A 17,509-nucleotide genomic window follows, 5' to 3' on the forward strand; every position below is an offset into this window, starting at 1 on the left:
TAGAGCATGGAGAGGTGCGAGTGTGTAAAGCGGAGTAAAGGTAGGACGCGCAAATAAAAAAAGCCCGGCATCACACACCGGGCAAAGAAGTTACCTGCACACTCAGGCCGCTTTTAATTTCTGCGCGCGGTTCTCGCGGCGAATTTTACGTTCTTCCAGCACCGCGACCATCGCCATCAGGACGATACAGCCAATCGCTGCCGCATCCAGCGCCGCGAAGGTGCCCGCCCAACCGGTGAGGCCGAAAATCGGCGTACCGTCGGCGATCATCCCCAGGCCAAGCTTGGCGAAGCTGTCGCCGATCAGGTAGGCGAAGGTGCCTTTAATCCCATCGGCGGCGCCGATCGCTTTTTTCGGCACGAAACCTACGGCCGCCACGCCAATCAGCAGCTGAGGGCCAAACACCAGGAAGCCGAGCGCAAACAGGGACGCCAGATAAACGTACTGGTTGCTGGCGTGCTGGTAGACGCCCAGCGTGGCGATAATCAGCGCCAGCGCGACGCAGGCTACCAGCGCACGGCGGCCGTTGGCGAGATCCGAAAGCCAGCCCCACAGCAGCGTGCCGACCAGCGCGCCCACTTCGAACAGGGTGAAGCCCTGAATCGCCACCTCTTTCGAGAGCTTCAGCTCCTGGAAGGCGTATACCGTTGACCACTGGTCGATGCCGATGCGCACCACGTACAGGAAGATGTTCGAGAAGCACAGCAGCCAGATCACTTTGTTTTTCAGCACGTACTCAACAAAGATCTGCCATTTGGACATTTCGTTCTCTTCGGTCTCTTTGTCCTCTTCACTGATCTCCTCGCCGAACAGCTCTTCAGCTTTGCCGAGGCCGTACGATTCCGGGGAGTCGCTGCCGAAGCGCAGGCCGATAAAGCCGACGATCAGGGCGATAATCGACGGGAAGATAAACATGCCGATCACGTGGCCGTCGAACAGGTAGTTCGCGCCAAACAGCGCCACGCCTGCCGCACCCGCCCCGCCGAGGTTGTGGGAGATGTTCCACATGCCGAGGTACGAACCCCGCTTGCGGCGCGGCGTCCATTTGGTAATGGTGGAGTAGCTGCACGACCCGCCGGTGCTCTGGAAGAAACCGCTCAGGGCGTAGAAAGTAATCATCAGGAACAGGCTGACGGAGCCCGCGCCCATGCTGGCGCTGAAGCCGAGCATACAGATGGCGGAGAGGATCAGCATAAACGGCAGGAACTGCTTGGTGTTTTTGCCGTCCGCGTAGTAGGACACCACCGTTTTCCCCACCCCGTAAGTGATGGAGAAGCCCAGGCCAATCATCCCCAGCTGCGTCATGCTCAGCCCGTAGGTGGAGATCATGTCGTTCTGCGCGATGTTAAAGTTTTTGCGGATCAGGTACATGGTCAGGTAGCCGATGAAGACCACCAGATAAGACTGCATGAACGGTTTGAACCACATCTTGCGCCGCACGTCGAGCGGCAGATCCAGGGTCGGCTTGCGCACCTGGTTTAAGAAGGCCAGCATGGTTGGTTTACTCCTGAGCTGATTTTTGCAGCATTGTAAAAATCAGCCGGGAGAGATGCCTGAGACAGCGTCCAGGTGAAACCGGGAAAATTTCTTAGTTTTGCGCCATTCGGCAACAAAAGGTGAAGCGCGTCACGCTTCGCGCGGCGCCTGGGCGTGCAAAAACGGCAGCAGCAGCAGGGCCGAGATGCCCGCCGCGATGGCGATCGCCGCGAAGAAACCGCTCCAGTGCCAGATGTCGATCACCCGCGCCAGCGGCCAGCCGGAGAGCGACGCGCCGAGGTAGGCAAACAGCCCGACAAAGCCCGTCGCCGCGCCTGCCGCCTCTTTGTGCGAGCACTCCGCCGCCGCCATGCCGATCAGCATCTGCGGGCCAAAGACAAAAAAGCCGATGGTGAAGAAGCACGCCGCCTGCATGACGTAGCTGGCGAACGGCATCAGCCACAGCGAGCCCACGGAGAGTAAAATCCCGGCGGCAAAAATCAGGTTCATCGGGCCGCGGTTGCCGTTGAACAGCTTATCCGATCCCCAGCCCGCTACCAGCGCGCCGATAAACCCGCCCAGCTCGAACATGGTGACCGCCGAATTAGCGGTGACCAGATCCACACCCAGCGTCTCAGACATGTACAGGTTGCCCCAGTCGTTGATGGCCGCGCGCACCACGTAGACCAGCACGTAGCAGAGGGACAGCAGCCAGATGTACGGGTTTTTCAGCACGTACTTGGTGAGGATTTCCTGGCGGGACAGCCCGGCGCCCTCCTGCTGCTGGGCGATCTCCATCTCGTCGTGCCGCCAGTCGCCTACCGCAGGCAGGCCGACAGTTTGCGGCCTGTCGCGCAGGCGCCAGCAGAGGAACAGCCCGGCGACAATCGCGAGGGCACCGGCAATCATCATCCCCGTGCGCCAGCCGTAGTGCAGCGCGGCAGCCCCCACCACCATCGGGATCAGCGCCCCGCCGACGTTATGCGCGGTGTTCCATATCGCCCACCAGCCGCCGCGCTCGTTGCGCGAGTACCAGGCGGTGAGCAGGCGGGCGCAGACCGGCGCGCCCCAGCCCTGGAAAAAGGCGTTCAGCGCCCACAGCAGAGCAAAGGCCCACAGCGAGGTGGAAAAGCCGAACAGGATGTTCACCACGCCGGTGGCGATCAGCCCAACGCCCATAAAATAGCGCGCGTTGGAGCGGTCGCTGACGATGCCGGAGAAGAACTTCGACAGGCCGTAGGTGATGTAAAACAGCGTCGCCAGCAGGCCGATATCGGTGCGTGTCATCACGCCGCTGGCGAGGATTTCCGGCGCGGCGGCGTTGAAGCTTTTGCGGGTGAAGTAGAACAGGGCGTAGCCGAGCCAGAGGGTGATCAGGATATGGCGACGCCAGTAGCGGTAGCGGGCGTCGATTTCCGCTTTGTTGCTTAACGGGGCTATGCTGGCGGGCGTTTTAAACATGATGCGTCCTTAACGGCAGGCTGACGCTGACGCGCGTCCCGTGGGTGCAGGAAAGGTTCAGCGTGCCGCCCAGCGCCTTGACGCGCTCGCGCATCCCCGCCAGGCCAAACCCCTGCTGGCCGGAGCCCGGCGGCAGGCCGCAGCCGTCGTCGTCAATCACCAGCATCAGTCGCTCGTCCTGCTGCCAGCCCTGGATCGTCACCCCGCTGGCATTGGCGTGTTTGACGATGTTGTTCAGCCCTTCCTGACAGACGCGGAACAGCGTCACGCGCTGGCCTTCGCTCAGCGCAGGTTCGTTAATACGCCAGTCGAGATGGCTGACAATGCCGCGGCTTTCGAGCTCCATCTCACGCATCAGGGAGCGTATCGCCTGCTCCAGCGACAGGTCATCAAGCTGGCGCGGACGCAGCCGTCCCAGCAAGCGCCGAACGGCGTCATAGACGCCCAGCGAAAGCTGTTCGATATGCGCCCCGCCCTGCTTCACGCTCGCGTTATCCGTCGCCAGACGCTGGACGATGCCCGCCTGCGTGCGGATGGCGGTAATGGTCTGGCCGATATCGTCGTGCAGCTCGCGAGCCACTTCCTGACGCACGCTCTCCTCGGTTTCCAGCAGACGCTCCGCCAGACGACGGTTGCGCGCCAGCTCGGCTTGCAGGGACTGGTTCAGCTCACGCAGACGCTGAATGCCCGCCCCGAGCAGCAGCCCGGTCAGGCTCTGGGCCAGCAGCGAGAGCAGCAGATCCACCGGATGATCGTGCCAGGTCTGGCTGGCGATCAGCGCGATGGCATTCATCAGCGTGGCGATCAATGCGCCCTGCCAGCCGTAGTGCCAGGCCAGAGCGATAATCGGCAGCGCCAGACAAAACGGCGTGAAGCGCGATAATTCAGCGGGCAGACCCAGCTGTAGCCACAGGCTCACGACAAACAGCAGCAGATACCAGATCAGGTGCCGGGCGCGCCAGTTCACCGGCTGGGAGACCAGCGCCGGGCCGAGGGGCTGCCAGACGGTGCTGGTAAGGTAGTGCCAGATCACAAGGCAGGTCGGGGCCAGCGTCAGTCCGCCGGTCAGGGTCAGCAGCAGGGCGTTGAGCACCTCCTTTTCGCCCATCCACGGCAGAGACTGCAACAGCGCGGCGGCAATCAGCGCCGCCCCCTGACGCAGCAGCGTGCGCCAGTCGCGCTGGTGGCGGTAGCGGGAAATCAGGGCAACGGGGAGAAGCGTGAGCAGGCTTCCGGTCATCAATAAGGGAAGATGCGCGAGGGCCACCTCCTGCGCCAGCCAGACCAGCATCAGCCACTCCGCGCCCAGCAAAACGGGCCAGTATCCGCGCGGGCACTGGAGCATTAATCCCAGACGCAGGCCGAAGGGAAACAGCAGCACCGCCAGCTCCGGACGTTCCACCAGGTGCAGACTGATGCTCCACAGGCAAAACCACGCGGCGGAGAAGATAAAAAAGCTGGCAGCGACGGCGATCAGCCTTGAAAACAGGGAGTTCATTGCCAGCTGTCGAACATGCGGCGCGCCAGTTCAACGTCGTTGCTGACGTTGAGTTTTTCCATCAGGTTGGCGCGATGAACGTGTACGGTTTTGGGCGACAGGCCCAGCTCTACGGCAATCTCTTTTACCGACATGCCCTGGGCAAGCTTCTCCGCGACCTGGCGTTCGCGTCTGGTGAGCGGATCCTGCCGTCCGGCCGCCAGCTTGATGGCGATATCCGGCGTCAGGTAGCAGCCGCCGGTAGAGACGGTACGCACGGCGGCAATCAGCTCGTCCGGGCTACAGCGTTTGGAGAGGAAGCCGCGCGCCCCCGCGTTGAGCGCCTGCTCGACCAGCGCCGGGCTGTCGTGGACCGAGAGCATGATCGTCGCCATCCCTTTCGGCAGCTGGCTCAACAGCTCCAGCCCGGAGAGATCCGGCATCGAGATGTCGCAGATACAGACCTGCACCCCGCGTCCCGGCAGGCCCGCCAGCGCCTCGCGCCCGGAGCCAAACTCGGCCACAACCTGAAAATCCGGTTCGAGGTTGAGGAGCTGGGCAAAGCCGGAGCGGACGATAAGGTGGTCGTCGATGAGAGCGATGGTGGTCATGTGTGTTCCTGCGGTCTGAAATGCCGGATGGCGGCGTAAACGCCTTATCCGGCCTACGCGTAACGTCCTTGTAGGCCGGAAAAGCGCAGCGTCATCCGGCAAAAGCCTCTTACCTTAAGTGATTTACTCGAAAAACACCGCAATTTTGTTAAACATGGTGGGATCGGACTGGTTGCGCGCCACTTTGGTGACGTCTTCCAGCTTGTCGATCTGCGCCATCATTTGCTCCAGACGCTGGTCGTCGTTGACCAGTAGCCAGATGCGGCTGTGCTCGCTGCCCTGAATCGGCAGACACAGAATGCCTTCTACGTTAAACGCTCGGCGGGCAAACAGCCCGCAGACGTGGGTCATGACGCCAGGGTGGTTGCGGACGGTGAGTTCCAGAATGACGTTATCATGTTGTTTCTGCATTGCTTATTCCCCCACCATCTCAGTATTTGCCGCACCCGGCGGCACCATCGGATACACTTTTTGCTGCGCGTCGATACGCACGTGGATCAGCGCCGGGCCCGGACGAGCAATCGCCTCCTGCAACGCCGCGTGGGCATCGTCTTCGGCGTTCAGATCGCAGGTGTGCAGGCCAAAACCGGCGGCAATTTGCATAAAGTTAATCATCCCCGGATAGGTCGCCGCAAACACGCCCTGCTTGTAGAACAGGCTCTGCTGCTGGTGCACCAGACCCAGCGCCTCGTTGTTCATCAGGATGATTTTGACGTCCAGCTGGTTTTCGGCCGCGGTGGCCATTTCCTGAATGTTCATCATCAGGCTGCCGTCGCCGGAGAAGCAGATAACCTTGCGGTCCGGGTTGGCGAGCGCCGCGCCTACTGCCGCCGGCAGGCCGAAGCCCATGGTGCCGAGGCCGCCGGAGGTCAGCCACTGGCGCGGACGGTTCAGCGGATAGGCCTGCGCGGTCCACATCTGGTGCTGGCCGACATCTGTGGTGATGATCGCGCTGTCGTCCACGCAGGCGGCCACGGCGTTGATCAGCCCGTAGTGGCTCAGCGGGTCGCCCTCGGTTGGGATGGCGCCCGGGAACTCGCGCTGCAGATCGGCCACCAGCTGGCGCCAGTCGGCGCGGTCAGCTGCGTCCGTCTGCGGGATCAGCTGCGCCAGCACGTCGGCCACGTCGCCCTGAATCGCCACGTGCGGCTGCTTGATTTTACCCAGCTCGGCGCGGTCGATATCCACATGAATAATTTTGGCGTTCGGGCAGAACTCCTCGGTTTTGCCAATCGCCCGGTCATCAAAACGTGCACCCATAACAATCAGCAAATCCGCCTCTTGCAGGATGTAGTTGGTGCTGCGCGCGCCGTGCATGCCCAGCATCCCTAATGACAACGGGTGCGCTTTAGGCAGCATGCCCAGCGCCATCAGGGTCATCGTGGTTGGCAGGCTGGCTTTTTCCGCGAACGCACGGATTTCATCCGCAGCGTTAATCGCCCCGCCGCCCAGATAGAGCACCGGGCGTTTCGCCGCGTTAATCATGGCGGCGGCGTCGCGCACGCTCTCAGCGCTGAATTCCGGCGCGGGGGCACGCTCGCCCGGCGCAGGCAGCACGTCGATCTCGATCTCTGCGGTCTGTACGTCCTTAGGAATGTCTATCCACACCGGACCCGGGCGGCCAGACTGCGCAATGCGGAACGCATCGCTGATCACCTGAGGCAGCTCGCTGATATCGCGAACTAAATAGTTATGTTTGGTGATGGGGATAGAGATGCCGTAGGTGTCCACTTCCTGAAACGCATCGGTGCCGATCATCGAGGACGGGACCTGGCCGGTAATGCAGATGAGCGGAATGGAGTCGAGACGCGCGTCGGCGATGGCGGTCACCAGATTAGTGGCGCCCGGCCCGCTACAGGCCATACACACCGCAGGTTTGCCCTGGGTACGGGCCATGCCCTGAGCGATAAAACCGGCTCCCTGCTCGTGACGCGCCAGCACGTGGCGGATCTGTGTACTTTGGCTTAACGCATCATACAGCGGCAGCACGGTTCCACCCGGGATACCCGCAACCGTGGTGATGCCCTGTCGTTCCAGTAAATGAACAATCAGCTGCGCGCCTGTAAAACGCGTCTTTGTGGATGTTGTGCCCGAACTTGCCATGCTCCAGTCCTTTTCTTCTGAGCCAGCCTTCCGGGGAGGGTCCTAAACGAAAAACCCCGCCCGGTTTGCGCCGGCGGGGTTTTGGATTCGTGTGTTGATCCAGTCCCTACGGCGCATTGCCGACGACCACCACCACACGCACGACGACCACTGCGGCTGGTTGCGCAGTTTTTAGTAGGGTCGAAGTGAAAATGGATGAAGTCATTGGGGACCTGTGTTTGGAATCATTGATTGAATTTATACAAACACAGGTTTTCGGGCGTGACAATGGAAATATTTTCATCTGCGCAAAAATGCGTCAGGGATCACGTTTCGTTTGTTGGGTGATGAAACCATAAAAAGGCTTTTATCTCACTCAATAAACAGCGCAGGCGAAACGCCAAAGCGGGCCGCCAGTTTTTTTATATGGTTCAGTGTGAGCTGACGCTGCCCATTGAGTACCCTTGAAACCATTGATTTACTGCCTATTTCATCCTGAAAATCCGAAATAGTGAGTTTGTGCTGATCCATAAGCGTTCTTAACACCGCAATCCCCACGGGAACAGATTCCATCTCCTGGCGTAGCGCGACAATTTCAGGCTGGTTTGCTTCGTAGCGGCTGATTCTCGCACATACAATATCCAGTAAAGGGCTGCCAGGTTCATGCACGAGCAGATACTCAACCAGCTCAAGTGCGTCCTGGTAATCCTTCTCGTTAGGATGTTCACCCAGTAGAGGAACAGCCGCAACAAGGTCATGCGTAGCTTTTAGTGCATCAGCAACGATCATCATTTCTTCCCCTTAGTGCGATGTTTCTCCGTAAAACGGTCATATTCCTTATGAGTAAAAACATGGCGCACATAAAACTTTTGGCTTTCAAAGAAAATGAGAGCCACTACTCTGAGATTGTTATTTGCAATATCAATAACATAATGCTTATCGAGATACTTGAAGTTATCCAGCGTTGGAAACAGTTTTCTTAGCGCAGCAGGCGTCGGGCAATGGCTTTTTTCGATAACTCTTCCCAAAATGAGAAGTTCATCCCTGTATTGTGGAAACTGGCTTACCGCCTCACAAACTGCCTTCATTGAGATTAAATGCATACTGCATGCCTGCCGCGTCCGTTGCCATAATGGCAACAATAACATGCATTGCCAATATGTCAACGCCCGTCAATTTTTGTCTAATCTCATAAAACAAAAAACCCCGCCTAAGCGAGGTTTTTTTCAGGATTTTGCGGTTGGTCGCCGCAGAACACACTGTGTTACGTCAACGCGAAAAGTATACGCGATCGAAGACGAACGCGCAATTCCGGCACGGATTTTGACGTTTTTGAGTATGGATCGCCTTCCAAATTTTGTCCATAAAATACTGTTCATGCATACAGTATTTATCTATACTGAGGGTGTTCGCAGTGAGCGAGGGGGCCGCAGTTTACCGGCGCAACGAAGTCCTGGCTGAAACGGGTGGTGCCGTCAGTGCCTTAACCCCTGAAGTGAGCACACTGTGTTACGTCAATCCAGGTGCTGGCCACAGGCGGCGGAAAGGTACGCCAGCATCGTGCTCCTTTTAACCAAAAGGAGACGCGTATGAGCGTCGTGGATATGGTCATACTTGTCCTCAAACTCATTGTTGCTGTATTGCAACTGCTTGATGCTGTCCTGAAATACGTTCGGTGATTCAGGTTCAAGTCGCACCTGAGAGGGGCGGGCAACCGCCCCTCTTTAATAACGAGGGAATGCTATGTCGCGTCTGTTAATTGAGCCTGTTACGCCTGATGAGCCGGGCTATATCGCCCTGAAGGCCGAGAGTATCGCGTTGAATTTCAACATGCTGCGCCGGCTGGAAGAGAACTGGCAGCGGGGTGAAAACCGCTTTAATGCCCCGGGTGAAAAGCTGCTGGGGGCGTTTCTTAACGGCAAGCTGGTGGGCGTGTGTGGTCTTAATCGCGATCCGTTCAGCCAGCAGCCGCGCGCCGGACGTATTCGTCATCTCTATGTCAGCGAAAAGTGCCGCGGGCTGGGCATTGGAAAGCAGCTTTTGACCGTGGTGATGGCGGATGCCAGCATCTGGTTTGATTTTCTTAATACCCATGCGCCGGAAACTGCGTACGGATTTTATCATCGGGCAGGCTTCAGGCTGGTGTCAGACGAACCCCGGGTCACGCACCGCCTTTTTTGCGCAGTGTAAGCGTCTGGCAGCATCAAAGGGTGAATGTTACAGTTAGATGACATTTCACCATTTGAAACGCCATGACCATCACCGTTTTCTGCATTTTACTGTTCGCCGCACTGCTGCATGCCAGCTGGAACGCCATCGTTAAGGCCGGAACGGACAAGCTCTACTCTGCGATCGGCGTCAGCGGTTCAGCCGCGCTTATTGCCCTGATTTTACTGCCTTTCTCTCCCCAGCCGACGGCTGCAAGCTGGCCTTATTTGTTCGTCTCCTGCGCGTTACAGGTGGTGTATACGGTACTGGTGGCAAAAACCTATCAGGTCTCCGACATGAGCCAGACCTATCCGCTGATGCGCGGTACCGCCCCGCTGCTGGTGGCGCTGATCAGCGTGCTGGCGCTTGGCGACCACCTCTCCTGGCTCGCCTGGTCCGGTATCGGCGTCATTTGCCTGTCAATTCTGGCGATGGCGATGAATGGCCGCATGCAGTCGCGCAAGGGGATCTGGCTGGCACTGCTTAACGCCTGTTTTATCGCCGGGTATACGCTGGTGGACGGCACCGGCGTGCGGTTATCAGACTCGGCGCTGGGCTACACGCTCTGGACCTTCTTCATGAACGGCTTCTGCCTGCTGAGCTGGGCGATGGTAGCCCGCCGCCGTGAAGCGTCAGCCTATCTGCGCCTGCACTGGAAAAAGGGGCTACTCGGCGGCGTCGGGACGATGGGATCTTACGGTCTGGCGCTTTGGGCGATGACGCAGGCGCCGCTGGCGGTGGTCGCGGCGCTGCGTGAAACCTCGATTCTCTTCGGCGCATTAATCGCATTTGTGCTTTTAAAAGAGAAAGTTGCCGGCCTGCGCATCGCAGCGGCGCTGGGTATTGCCGCCGGTGCGGTCCTGCTGCGCCTGGCTTAATTCGCTGGCAACATTAGTTGCCGATCTTGTTTACAAATCCTGCCTTCACGCCCTCTGTCATTCATCACAGTAATGCTTAAATTGTCATCTCACTGTGGTAGATTCCTCGCGCATTTATGGTAATGCGTAGTCACTTATTCTTTATTTCTCTCTTTTGGCAAAAGTATTCAGCGACATGAAAAAGCAACGGAACGTGAACTTATTGTTGATGCTGGTGTTACTGGTGGCCGTCGGGCAGATGGCGCAAACCATCTATATTCCGGCGATTGCCGATATGGCAAAAGATCTGAACGTCCGAGAAGGGGCGGTACAGAGCGTGATGGCAGCCTACCTGCTGACCTATGGCGTTTCACAGCTTGTTTATGGTCCCCTGTCCGATCGCGTCGGGCGTCGCCCGGTCATTCTGGTGGGCATGAGCATTTTCATGGTGGCGACGGTCATTGCCATTACCACCCATAGCCTGACCGTACTGATTGCCGCCAGCGCTCTCCAGGGTGTTGGCACCGGCGTCGGCGGGGTTATGGCGCGTACCCTGCCGCGAGATATGTATCAAGGCACCCAGCTCCGTCACGCCAACAGCCTGTTAAACATGGGTATTCTGGTGAGCCCTCTGCTCGCGCCGCTGATCGGTGGCCTGCTGGATACCGTGTGGTCCTGGTGCGCCTGTTACGCCTTCCTGCTGGTGCTGTGCGCGATCGTCACCTTCAGCATGGCGCGCTGGATGCCGGAAACACGTCCGCAGGACGCGCCGCGCACGAAGCTTATCGCCAGCTATAAAACGCTTTTCGGCAACGGGTCGTTTACCTGTTATTTATTGATGCTGATCGGCGGCCTGGCGGGCATTGCCGTGTTCGAAGCCTGTTCCGGCGTGCTGCTGGGCGCAGGCCTTGGCCTGAGCAGCATGGTGGTGAGTATCCTGTTTATTCTGCCGATCCCGGCGGCGTTCTTCGGCGCATGGTTCGCCGGACGTCCGAACAAACGCTTCTCCACGCTGATGTGGCAGGCCGTGATCAGCTGTCTGCTGGCCGGGCTGATGATGTGGATCCCGGGGCTGTTTGACGTGATGTCGGTCTGGACGTTGCTCGTCCCGGCGGCGCTGTTCTTCTTCGGCGCGGGCATGCTGTTCCCGCTCGCCACCAGCGGCGCAATGGAGCCGTTCCCGTTCCTCGCGGGTACCGCTGGTGCCCTGGTGGGCGGTTTACAGAATATCGGTTCCGGCGCGCTCGCCTGGCTCTCCGCGATGATGCCGCAGACCGGGCAGGCTAGTTTAGGCTTGCTGATGACTCTGATGGGGCTGCTGATTTTGCTGTGCTGGCTGCCGCTGGCGTCGCGTGTCTCGCATCACGAACAGCCTGTTTAACCGCATGATGGCCCGGCTTCTCGCCGGGCTTTTCACACCCGGGCGCAATCATCGCCTGCAATAGCCGCTCTGGCGCAGGACGCCACGCCCCCTCTTCCCCGTCATAAAACTGAACATCGGCGTTTATCGCATACGGGATAGCAGCCTTTTGCAGCTCGCACGCCATAAACGTGGCAAACGCCATCTGCGAGGCGGTTGGCGTCAGGGTTTTCGACTCGCCCACACCCCAGCCACCTACCCAGCTCACGTGCCCGGTTTTTTGTTGCCAGCGCAGGGCGGCGTTGATTCGGTTGCGAATAGCCGTTTTCTCCGCCGCGGTTCCGGACGTCCACGGGTATTTGCCGTTCGTTTTCAGCGGACCCCACGGGAAAATATGCCACTCTGCCAGCAGGTAATTCTGGCTGTGCGCGGGCAGCTTCAGGCTGGATAAATCCTCCGGCGCGGCGCGCAGGCGAGGTGCGATAAAAATCATGCGGCTGGCATCAATGGCGTGAATGCCTTTGATCGCTTTCTCATACACCCGGTTGAGGGAAACCATGTTGTGGTTGAGCTTGTCCGCCGGTTCGTAGATCAGGTCAAAGCCCAGCAACGGCGAACGCTGACCAAAATAATGCGCCACGGCAATCCACCAATCAATCACCGCTTTTTCGGTATCCGCTTTCGGGTCGTTTTTATATTCATCTGCCTGATAAGCGACGATGGGGATGATGCCGTATTGCTCGCAGGCCTCCACCAGCTTGCGCAGGTGAATCAGTCGCGCTTCCGTGGGTTCGCCCGCCACCCGAATGCGGACATGACGTATGCCTTTCGCCCGAAAATCACGGACCACCAGCGGATCAAACTCTCGGATACCGCGCTCGGTGCGGGCCCAGTCGACGTCCATCCCGACACCCAGCATCTGCGCGTAACGGGCGGCCGTCAGCGGCGGCTCAGCGGCACAGGCCCAGCCGGAAGCGATCGCTAACACGGTGACAATGAAAGGCTTCAGCACGTCGCACCTTGCGAAAATCAAATCGTTAGCCTGTATTTAGCACGCTTTTTCGCATTTGGTGTAGAGCCAAAGCGTAATAATTCTTCAGTTCGCTCGCTCTTTCAGCCAGCCGATAAAGGCGTCAATTTTTGGCCATTGCCGGCCCGAAAGCGTTGAGACGTAGTAGTGCTGATGACATTTAAGCGTCTTTTCGCCGAAAGGGGCAATCAGCTCGCCGCACGCGAGATGCTTTTGCACCAGCCTTTTTCGCCCCATCGCAACGCCGGCGTGGTGCGTCGCGGCAATAATCGCCAGATCCGCACGGTCGAACCCAATCCCGGATGAGGGCGGCATATTCACGCCAAAATGCGTCGCCCAGCTTGACCATTCATCCGTGGCGGAATCGTGGCTCCAGGCCTGACGGTCATGGAGCAGCGTGCAGCGGTGAAGGTTATCGGGATTTTGCGCCAGCGCGTGCTGCCTGGCATATTCCGGTGAGCAGACCGGCAGGATCGCTTCATCCATCAGGAAGTGATAACCGAGCCGCTTCGGCGGTGAATCATCGAAATAGAGCGCCAGATCGACGCCCGTTCGCTGCATATTCACGTCTTCATTGCCCGTCAGCACGTTCAGCGAAATAGACGGATAGCGTTGGGTAAAGTCGCCAAGCATCGGCACCAGCCAGCATTGGGCGATCGACGGACGGGAATAAACCGTCAGCGTGCCCGACAGCGCCTGGTTTTTAATGTCCAGTACCTCCTGGTTCAGCGCGTCAAGCGAGGATTTTAGCGTCCAGTACACGCGCTTCCCCTCCTGCGTCAGCTCAACTTTGCGGTGCGAGCGTGTAAACAGCTGAATGCCCAGCTCGTCTTCCAGCAGGCTGATGCGGTGGCTTACCGCGCTGGGGGTCAGGGACAGCTCAGCGGCTGCCAGCGCAAAAGATTCATACCGGGCAGCCGCTTCAAAGGTATGCATTTTGGACAGCTGCCAGCCGTTTAGCCGTCGCTTATCTTCCACCATCGCCCTCATCTCTTCGTGGTTGGTTCAATCTGGTTCACCTGAAACGCAATTTATATCATTTGTCAGTATGCCTCTTTTTTATGCTTAATATCGGATGAATCCCCTTGCGAAGAGATGGACGATGAAAAGCGCAACGATCAACGCGTTAACCGCACGGTTTCCTCTGGTTGAGGATCTGATTGCCCTGAAAGAAACCACCTGGCTCAACCCGCGTACCACGACGCTGGCTGAAGGGTTGCCCTATGTCGGGCTGACCAAAGCCGACGTTGACGACGCCCACGCGCGCCTGGAGCGCTTCGCGCCGTATCTGGCGAAAGCCTTCCCGGAAACGGCGGCAGCGGGCGGAATTATTGAATCTGAACTGGTCCCCATTCCGGCAATGAAAACGCGTCTGGAGCAGGAATGTGGCGTAACGATACCCGGCACGCTGCTGCTGAAAAAAGACAGCCATCTGCCGATCTCCGGCTCCATTAAAGCGCGCGGCGGCATTTATGAAGTGCTGGCTCACGCGGAAAAACTGGCGCTGGCCTCAGGCTTGCTCAAGCGGGATGACGATTACAGCATTCTGCTGGAGCCGCGCTTCAAGGACTTCTTCAGCCAGTACAGCATCGCCGTGGGCTCAACCGGCAACCTTGGGCTGTCCATCGGCATCATTAGCGCGCGCATCGGCTTTAAGGTCACGGTGCATATGTCTGCCGACGCCCGTGAATGGAAAAAAGCCAGGCTGCGCAGCCACGGCGTGACCGTCGTGGAATACGAGCAGGATTACGGCGTGGCGGTGGAGCAAGGGCGCAAAGCAGCGGAAAGCGATCCGAACTGCTTCTTTATTGACGACGAGAACTCCCGCACGCTGTTCCTGGGCTATGCGGTGGCGGGCGAGCGCCTGAAAGCGCAGTTTGCCGCACAGGGGCGCGTGGTGGACGCTGAACATCCCCTAAACGTCTATCTGCCGTGCGGCGTCGGCGGCGGGCCCGGCGGCGTGGCGTTTGGCCTGAAGCTGGCCTTTGGCGACAGCGTGCACTGTTTCTTCGCCGAGCCTACGCACTCGCCATGCATGCTGCTGGGTGTCCACACCGGTCTGCACGATGAGATCGCCGTACAGGATCTGGGTATTGATAACGTGACGGCGGCGGACGGGCTGGCGGTAGGCCGCGCGTCCGGCTTCGTGGGTCGCGCGATGGAGCGTCTGCTTGACGGGTTCTTTACCCTCTCCGATCAGAGCATGTATAACCTGCTCGGCTGGCTGGCACAGGAGGAAGGCATTCGCCTGGAGCCGTCGGCGCTGGCGGGGATGGTGGGGCCGGTACGGATAAAGTCAGATGCCAACACGACGCACCTGGTCTGGGCAACCGGCGGCGGCATGGTGCCGGATGACGAGATGGCGAATTATCTGGCGAAAGGGAAGTAATTATGCCGGGCGGCGGCGCCTTACCCGGCCTACAGATGCAAAATTTGTCGAATATGGGTTACCGCAAACAGCAGCGACAGGGACAACACGGCCAGGGCGATCAGGAACTTATCCCGCACCGCCCCTGGCTGTGCGAAATCACTGTGCGCGACGTCCATCAGGTTCCGGCTGCGGGTATAGCGCCATAAAATAATGGCTACCAGCGCCAGCACAACGATGGAGATCCAGAATGGCATCCCCGTGCGGTGCCAGTTGTGCTTAATGGCAAGCGCAATCAGCGCGCCATACCCCAGCAGCGTGCGTAGCCAGGCCAGCGAGGTACGCTCCGGCTGAAGCCCGGGGTCTGCTTCCCGCCGCGCTTTGCGGCTATCCGGCATAGAACACCAGTAACATCACGATGCCAGCCACCAGCAGCAAAATCGTACTGATGATAAGCAAACCGCGCGTGTAAGGGAGATCCTGCTTCAGACGCATCGCCTTTTCGTTGCGCAGCCACCGCAGGTAGCCGTAGATCGCCAGCACGCCGGCTAACAGACACAGCAGCAGGGACAGCGCTTCGCGGATCAGCGGGGTGGCAAAATCAGGGGCGAGCTGATCAAGGCCAACGCCTGCGGCCAGAAAGCCCAGGGCAGTACGGATCCACGCTAAAAATGTACGCTCGTTAGCCAGTGAGAAGCGGTAATCCGGTGCTTCACCGAGGCGGGAAATGTTCATGAAGGTTCCTTGTCGTACCAGAAGCAGGCTTCAGCATAGCGTAAATTAACGGGGACAAGGAGACCGGCATCGGGTGATGCCGGTCAGCGAGGCTAGCCCATCCCCCAGAACAGCACCGCCAGTAGCTGTGGGGTAATGATGCGCAGAAACATCACCAGCGGATAAACCGTGGCGTAAGACAGCGCCGCCGCACCGCTGGTGGCGTGCAGGTTATTGGCGAACGCCAGCGCGGGCGGATCGGTCATAGAGCCAGCCAGCATGCCGCACAGCGTGAGATAGTTCATTTTAGCGAACATACGCGCCAGTAATCCGACCGTTATCAGCGGGATGGCGGTAATAAATATGCCGTATCCTACCCAGCTCATCCCTTCGCCGTTCACCAGGGTATCGACAAAATCGCCGCCGGATTTCAGCCCCACCACCGCCAGAAACAGCACAATGCCTAACTCCCGCAGCGCCAGGTTAGCGCTCGGGGGCATAAACCAGTAGAGCTTACCGATGGAGCCGATACGCCCGAGGATCAGCGCCATAATGAGCGGCCCGCCAGCCAGACCCAGCTTCAGCGCTACCGGGAAGCCGGGCACGTACAGGGGGATGGAGCCAAGCATCACCCCAAGCCCGACACCGATAAAGACCGGCAGCATCTGCACCTGCTGGAGTTTTTGCTGCGCGTTTCCCACCATGTCCGCTACGGCATCAATGGATGACGGACGCCCGACCAGGTTGAGAATATCACCGAATTGCAGGCTCGCATCCTGGCTGGCCACCAGCTCCACGCCGGCGCGATTAAGACGGGAGATCACCACGTCATAGCGCTCTTTAACCTGCAAATCGCGTATTTTCTTGCCCAGCACCTTCTCATTGGTCACCACCACGCGCTCCACGCGCATATCCGTTCCACGGGTCGAGAGCGAGGTATCTACCTCCTGACCAATCACCAGCCGGGCATTGTTTAAATCCGCCGGTTGCCCTACCAGATGCAGAAGATCGCCGTGTTGAATAAGGGTATAGGGCGAAGGCACCATCAGCGTGTCATCGCGTTTCAGGCGTGAACAGATAATGGTCGCGCTGTTCAGAATGGGAACATCCTGTATCGCCATATTGTTCAGATTGGGGTTTTCGACACGAATGTTGATGGTTTTAATGAGCGCATGGCCGTTGGTCAGGGTGCTTTCATGCTCCTTCGCTTCCTGTTCAACGTTAACGCGGAACAGCACGCGCACCAGCCACATCGAGAGCAAAATACCGCAAATGCCAAACGGATAGGCCATGGCGTAGCTCATTCCCATCTGATCGACGACATCAGCCGGGATACCCAAATCGCGCAGAATTTGCTGACCCGCCCCGAGCGCAGGCGTGTTAGTGACGGCCCCGGAGAAAATACCCAGCACGACAGGCAACGGAATAGCGAAGAGTTTATGCAGGATCGCGGTGACCAGCCCACCCATCACAACAATGGCGAAAGCAAAGAGATTAAGGCGTAAGCCGGAGACGCGCAGCGAAGCGAAGAAACCCGGACCCACCTGAATACCGATGGTATACACAAAGAGGATCAGGCCAAATTCCTGAATGAAATGCAGCATATCGGCGCTGAGCACCCACCCAAGCTGGTCGGCAAAATGGCCGACAAAAATCCCGCCGAACAGCACCCCGCCGATACCAAACCCGACGCCGCGGATTTTGATATTCCCCAGCCACAACCCGACTACCGCGACAAGGGCCAACACGCTCACGGTTAACGCGATATCACTCATGATCCACATCCTGTGTATAACCATAGTTATACTAAGGATTCTCTCAGAGCCAGCGGCGGCTGTATGGGGGATGGCGCACAAAAAAGCCCT

At 58.7% G+C, this 17,509-nt stretch carries 19 protein-coding genes; 5 read left to right on the top strand and 14 right to left on the bottom strand.

The features are described from left to right. Nucleotides 1–102 precede the first annotated feature (102 nt). The 9 genes from uhpT to IM300_RS17965 form a co-directional block, all read right to left on the bottom strand. On the bottom strand, nucleotides 103–1,494 hold the full coding sequence (gene uhpT / locus IM300_RS17925; protein ID WP_107534337.1) for a hexose-6-phosphate:phosphate antiporter: 1,392 nt from the start codon (nucleotides 1,492–1,494) through the stop codon (nucleotides 103–105). A 132-nt stretch (nucleotides 1,495–1,626) separates the two neighbouring features. Further along, on the bottom strand, nucleotides 1,627–2,937 hold the full coding sequence (locus IM300_RS17930) for an MFS transporter (protein WP_112792466.1): 1,311 nt from the start codon (nucleotides 2,935–2,937) through the stop codon (nucleotides 1,627–1,629). After that, nucleotides 2,930–4,435 (bottom strand): signal transduction histidine-protein kinase/phosphatase UhpB, encoded by a 1,506-nt coding sequence (gene uhpB, locus IM300_RS17935; protein WP_193037657.1) that lies wholly within the window; start codon nucleotides 4,433–4,435, stop codon nucleotides 2,930–2,932. Before uhpB ends, IM300_RS17930 begins: the two co-directional genes overlap by 8 nt. Further along, complete coding sequence (gene uhpA, locus IM300_RS17940; protein WP_003861054.1) at nucleotides 4,432–5,025, bottom strand: transcriptional regulator UhpA; 594 nt, start codon at nucleotides 5,023–5,025, stop codon at nucleotides 4,432–4,434. Before uhpA ends, uhpB begins: the two co-directional genes overlap by 4 nt. Nucleotides 5,026–5,148: 123 nt before the next feature. Beyond that, nucleotides 5,149–5,436: an acetolactate synthase small subunit gene (gene ilvN / locus IM300_RS17945; RefSeq protein ID WP_010426528.1), complete on the bottom strand. Its 288-nt coding sequence runs from the start codon at nucleotides 5,434–5,436 to the stop codon at nucleotides 5,149–5,151. A 3-nt stretch (nucleotides 5,437–5,439) separates the two neighbouring features. Continuing rightward, nucleotides 5,440–7,128 carry an acetolactate synthase large subunit gene (ilvB, locus tag IM300_RS17950; protein ID WP_193037659.1) on the bottom strand — a complete coding sequence of 563 codons (1,689 nt, stop codon included), beginning with the start codon at nucleotides 7,126–7,128 and terminating at the stop codon, nucleotides 5,440–5,442. A gap of 106 nt (nucleotides 7,129–7,234) precedes the next feature. Next, nucleotides 7,235–7,333 (bottom strand): ilvB operon leader peptide IvbL, encoded by a 99-nt coding sequence (ivbL, locus tag IM300_RS17955; RefSeq protein WP_057979964.1) that lies wholly within the window; start codon nucleotides 7,331–7,333, stop codon nucleotides 7,235–7,237. A 146-nt stretch (nucleotides 7,334–7,479) separates the two neighbouring features. Next, nucleotides 7,480–7,896, bottom strand: coding sequence for a type II toxin-antitoxin system HigA family antitoxin (locus tag IM300_RS17960; RefSeq protein WP_305047257.1), 417 nt, complete (start codon nucleotides 7,894–7,896; stop codon nucleotides 7,480–7,482). Then, nucleotides 7,896–8,210, bottom strand: coding sequence for a type II toxin-antitoxin system HigB family toxin (locus tag IM300_RS17965; RefSeq protein ID WP_193037663.1), 315 nt, complete (start codon nucleotides 8,208–8,210; stop codon nucleotides 7,896–7,898). Before IM300_RS17965 ends, IM300_RS17960 begins: the two co-directional genes overlap by 1 nt. 486 nt (nucleotides 8,211–8,696) lie before the next feature. Between IM300_RS17965 and tisB the strand changes: the two genes are divergently transcribed. From tisB to emrD, 4 genes are all read left to right on the top strand, one after another. Next, a complete protein-coding gene (gene tisB, locus IM300_RS17970) occupies nucleotides 8,697–8,786 on the top strand; it encodes a type I toxin-antitoxin system toxin TisB (protein ID WP_017383683.1) in 90 nt (29 codons plus the stop codon). 64 nt (nucleotides 8,787–8,850) lie between these two features. Further along, nucleotides 8,851–9,297 (top strand): GNAT family N-acetyltransferase, encoded by a 447-nt coding sequence (locus IM300_RS17975; RefSeq protein WP_063868644.1) that lies wholly within the window; start codon nucleotides 8,851–8,853, stop codon nucleotides 9,295–9,297. A gap of 62 nt (nucleotides 9,298–9,359) precedes the next feature. Continuing rightward, entirely contained in the window at nucleotides 9,360–10,193 is an 834-nt protein-coding gene (locus IM300_RS17980) for a DMT family transporter (RefSeq protein WP_063868642.1), read from the top strand. Between the two features lie 175 nt (nucleotides 10,194–10,368). Further along, a complete protein-coding gene (gene emrD / locus IM300_RS17985) occupies nucleotides 10,369–11,553 on the top strand; it encodes a multidrug efflux MFS transporter EmrD (protein ID WP_193037665.1) in 1,185 nt (394 codons plus the stop codon). Here emrD and IM300_RS17990 read toward each other — a convergent pair. Then, a complete protein-coding gene (locus IM300_RS17990; protein WP_193037667.1) occupies nucleotides 11,456–12,544 on the bottom strand; it encodes a cellulase family glycosylhydrolase in 1,089 nt (362 codons plus the stop codon). The two genes, emrD and IM300_RS17990, sit on opposite strands and share 98 nt — an antisense overlap. Nucleotides 12,545–12,628: 84 nt before the next feature. Next, nucleotides 12,629–13,543 (bottom strand): DNA-binding transcriptional regulator DsdC, encoded by a 915-nt coding sequence (gene dsdC / locus IM300_RS17995; protein ID WP_226842354.1) that lies wholly within the window; start codon nucleotides 13,541–13,543, stop codon nucleotides 12,629–12,631. 121 nt (nucleotides 13,544–13,664) lie between these two features. Here dsdC and dsdA point away from each other — a divergent pair, with 121 nt between their 5' ends. Further along, nucleotides 13,665–14,951: a D-serine ammonia-lyase gene (gene dsdA, locus IM300_RS18000; RefSeq protein WP_193037671.1), complete on the top strand. Its 1,287-nt coding sequence runs from the start codon at nucleotides 13,665–13,667 to the stop codon at nucleotides 14,949–14,951. Nucleotides 14,952–14,980: 29 nt separating this feature from the next. Here dsdA and IM300_RS18005 read toward each other — a convergent pair whose 3' ends face one another. From IM300_RS18005 to IM300_RS18015, 3 genes are all read right to left on the bottom strand, one after another. Continuing rightward, nucleotides 14,981–15,328, bottom strand: a complete 348-nt coding sequence (locus IM300_RS18005) for a DUF202 domain-containing protein (protein ID WP_112792460.1) — start codon at nucleotides 15,326–15,328, stop codon at nucleotides 14,981–14,983. After that, complete coding sequence (locus IM300_RS18010) at nucleotides 15,318–15,665, bottom strand: YidH family protein (protein ID WP_063452060.1); 348 nt, start codon at nucleotides 15,663–15,665, stop codon at nucleotides 15,318–15,320. Before IM300_RS18010 ends, IM300_RS18005 begins: the two co-directional genes overlap by 11 nt. A gap of 92 nt (nucleotides 15,666–15,757) precedes the next feature. Further along, nucleotides 15,758–17,419: a putative transporter gene (locus IM300_RS18015; RefSeq protein ID WP_193037673.1), complete on the bottom strand. Its 1,662-nt coding sequence runs from the start codon at nucleotides 17,417–17,419 to the stop codon at nucleotides 15,758–15,760. Between the last annotated feature and the right edge of the window lie 90 nt (nucleotides 17,420–17,509).

The organism is Enterobacter cloacae complex sp. I2 (assembly GCF_014896205.1).
Taxonomy (GTDB): Bacteria; Pseudomonadota; Gammaproteobacteria; order Enterobacterales; family Enterobacteriaceae; genus Enterobacter; species Enterobacter quasihormaechei.

Coding starts and splice junctions, on each gene's coding strand:
- tisB (WP_017383683.1), top strand. CDS start 8,697: ATGAGCGTCGTGGATATGGTCATACTTGTCCTCAAACTCATTGTTGCT.
- IM300_RS18010 (WP_063452060.1), bottom strand. CDS start 15,665: ATGAACATTTCCCGCCTCGGTGAAGCACCGGATTACCGCTTCTCACTG.
- IM300_RS17960 (WP_305047257.1), bottom strand. CDS start 7,896: ATGATCGTTGCTGATGCACTAAAAGCTACGCATGACCTTGTTGCGGCT.
- IM300_RS18015 (WP_193037673.1), bottom strand. CDS start 17,419: ATGAGTGATATCGCGTTAACCGTGAGCGTGTTGGCCCTTGTCGCGGTA.
- uhpA (WP_003861054.1), bottom strand. CDS start 5,025: ATGACCACCATCGCTCTCATCGACGACCACCTTATCGTCCGCTCCGGC.
- ivbL (WP_057979964.1), bottom strand. CDS start 7,333: ATGACTTCATCCATTTTCACTTCGACCCTACTAAAAACTGCGCAACCA.
- IM300_RS17965 (WP_193037663.1), bottom strand. CDS start 8,210: ATGCATTTAATCTCAATGAAGGCAGTTTGTGAGGCGGTAAGCCAGTTT.
- IM300_RS17930 (WP_112792466.1), bottom strand. CDS start 2,937: ATGTTTAAAACGCCCGCCAGCATAGCCCCGTTAAGCAACAAAGCGGAA.
- IM300_RS17975 (WP_063868644.1), top strand. CDS start 8,851: ATGTCGCGTCTGTTAATTGAGCCTGTTACGCCTGATGAGCCGGGCTAT.
- emrD (WP_193037665.1), top strand. CDS start 10,369: ATGAAAAAGCAACGGAACGTGAACTTATTGTTGATGCTGGTGTTACTG.
- IM300_RS17980 (WP_063868642.1), top strand. CDS start 9,360: ATGACCATCACCGTTTTCTGCATTTTACTGTTCGCCGCACTGCTGCAT.
- ilvN (WP_010426528.1), bottom strand. CDS start 5,436: ATGCAGAAACAACATGATAACGTCATTCTGGAACTCACCGTCCGCAAC.
- uhpB (WP_193037657.1), bottom strand. CDS start 4,435: ATGAACTCCCTGTTTTCAAGGCTGATCGCCGTCGCTGCCAGCTTTTTT.
- dsdA (WP_193037671.1), top strand. CDS start 13,665: ATGAAAAGCGCAACGATCAACGCGTTAACCGCACGGTTTCCTCTGGTT.
- ilvB (WP_193037659.1), bottom strand. CDS start 7,128: ATGGCAAGTTCGGGCACAACATCCACAAAGACGCGTTTTACAGGCGCG.
- dsdC (WP_226842354.1), bottom strand. CDS start 13,543: ATGGTGGAAGATAAGCGACGGCTAAACGGCTGGCAGCTGTCCAAAATG.
- uhpT (WP_107534337.1), bottom strand. CDS start 1,494: ATGCTGGCCTTCTTAAACCAGGTGCGCAAGCCGACCCTGGATCTGCCG.
- IM300_RS18005 (WP_112792460.1), bottom strand. CDS start 15,328: ATGCCGGATAGCCGCAAAGCGCGGCGGGAAGCAGACCCCGGGCTTCAG.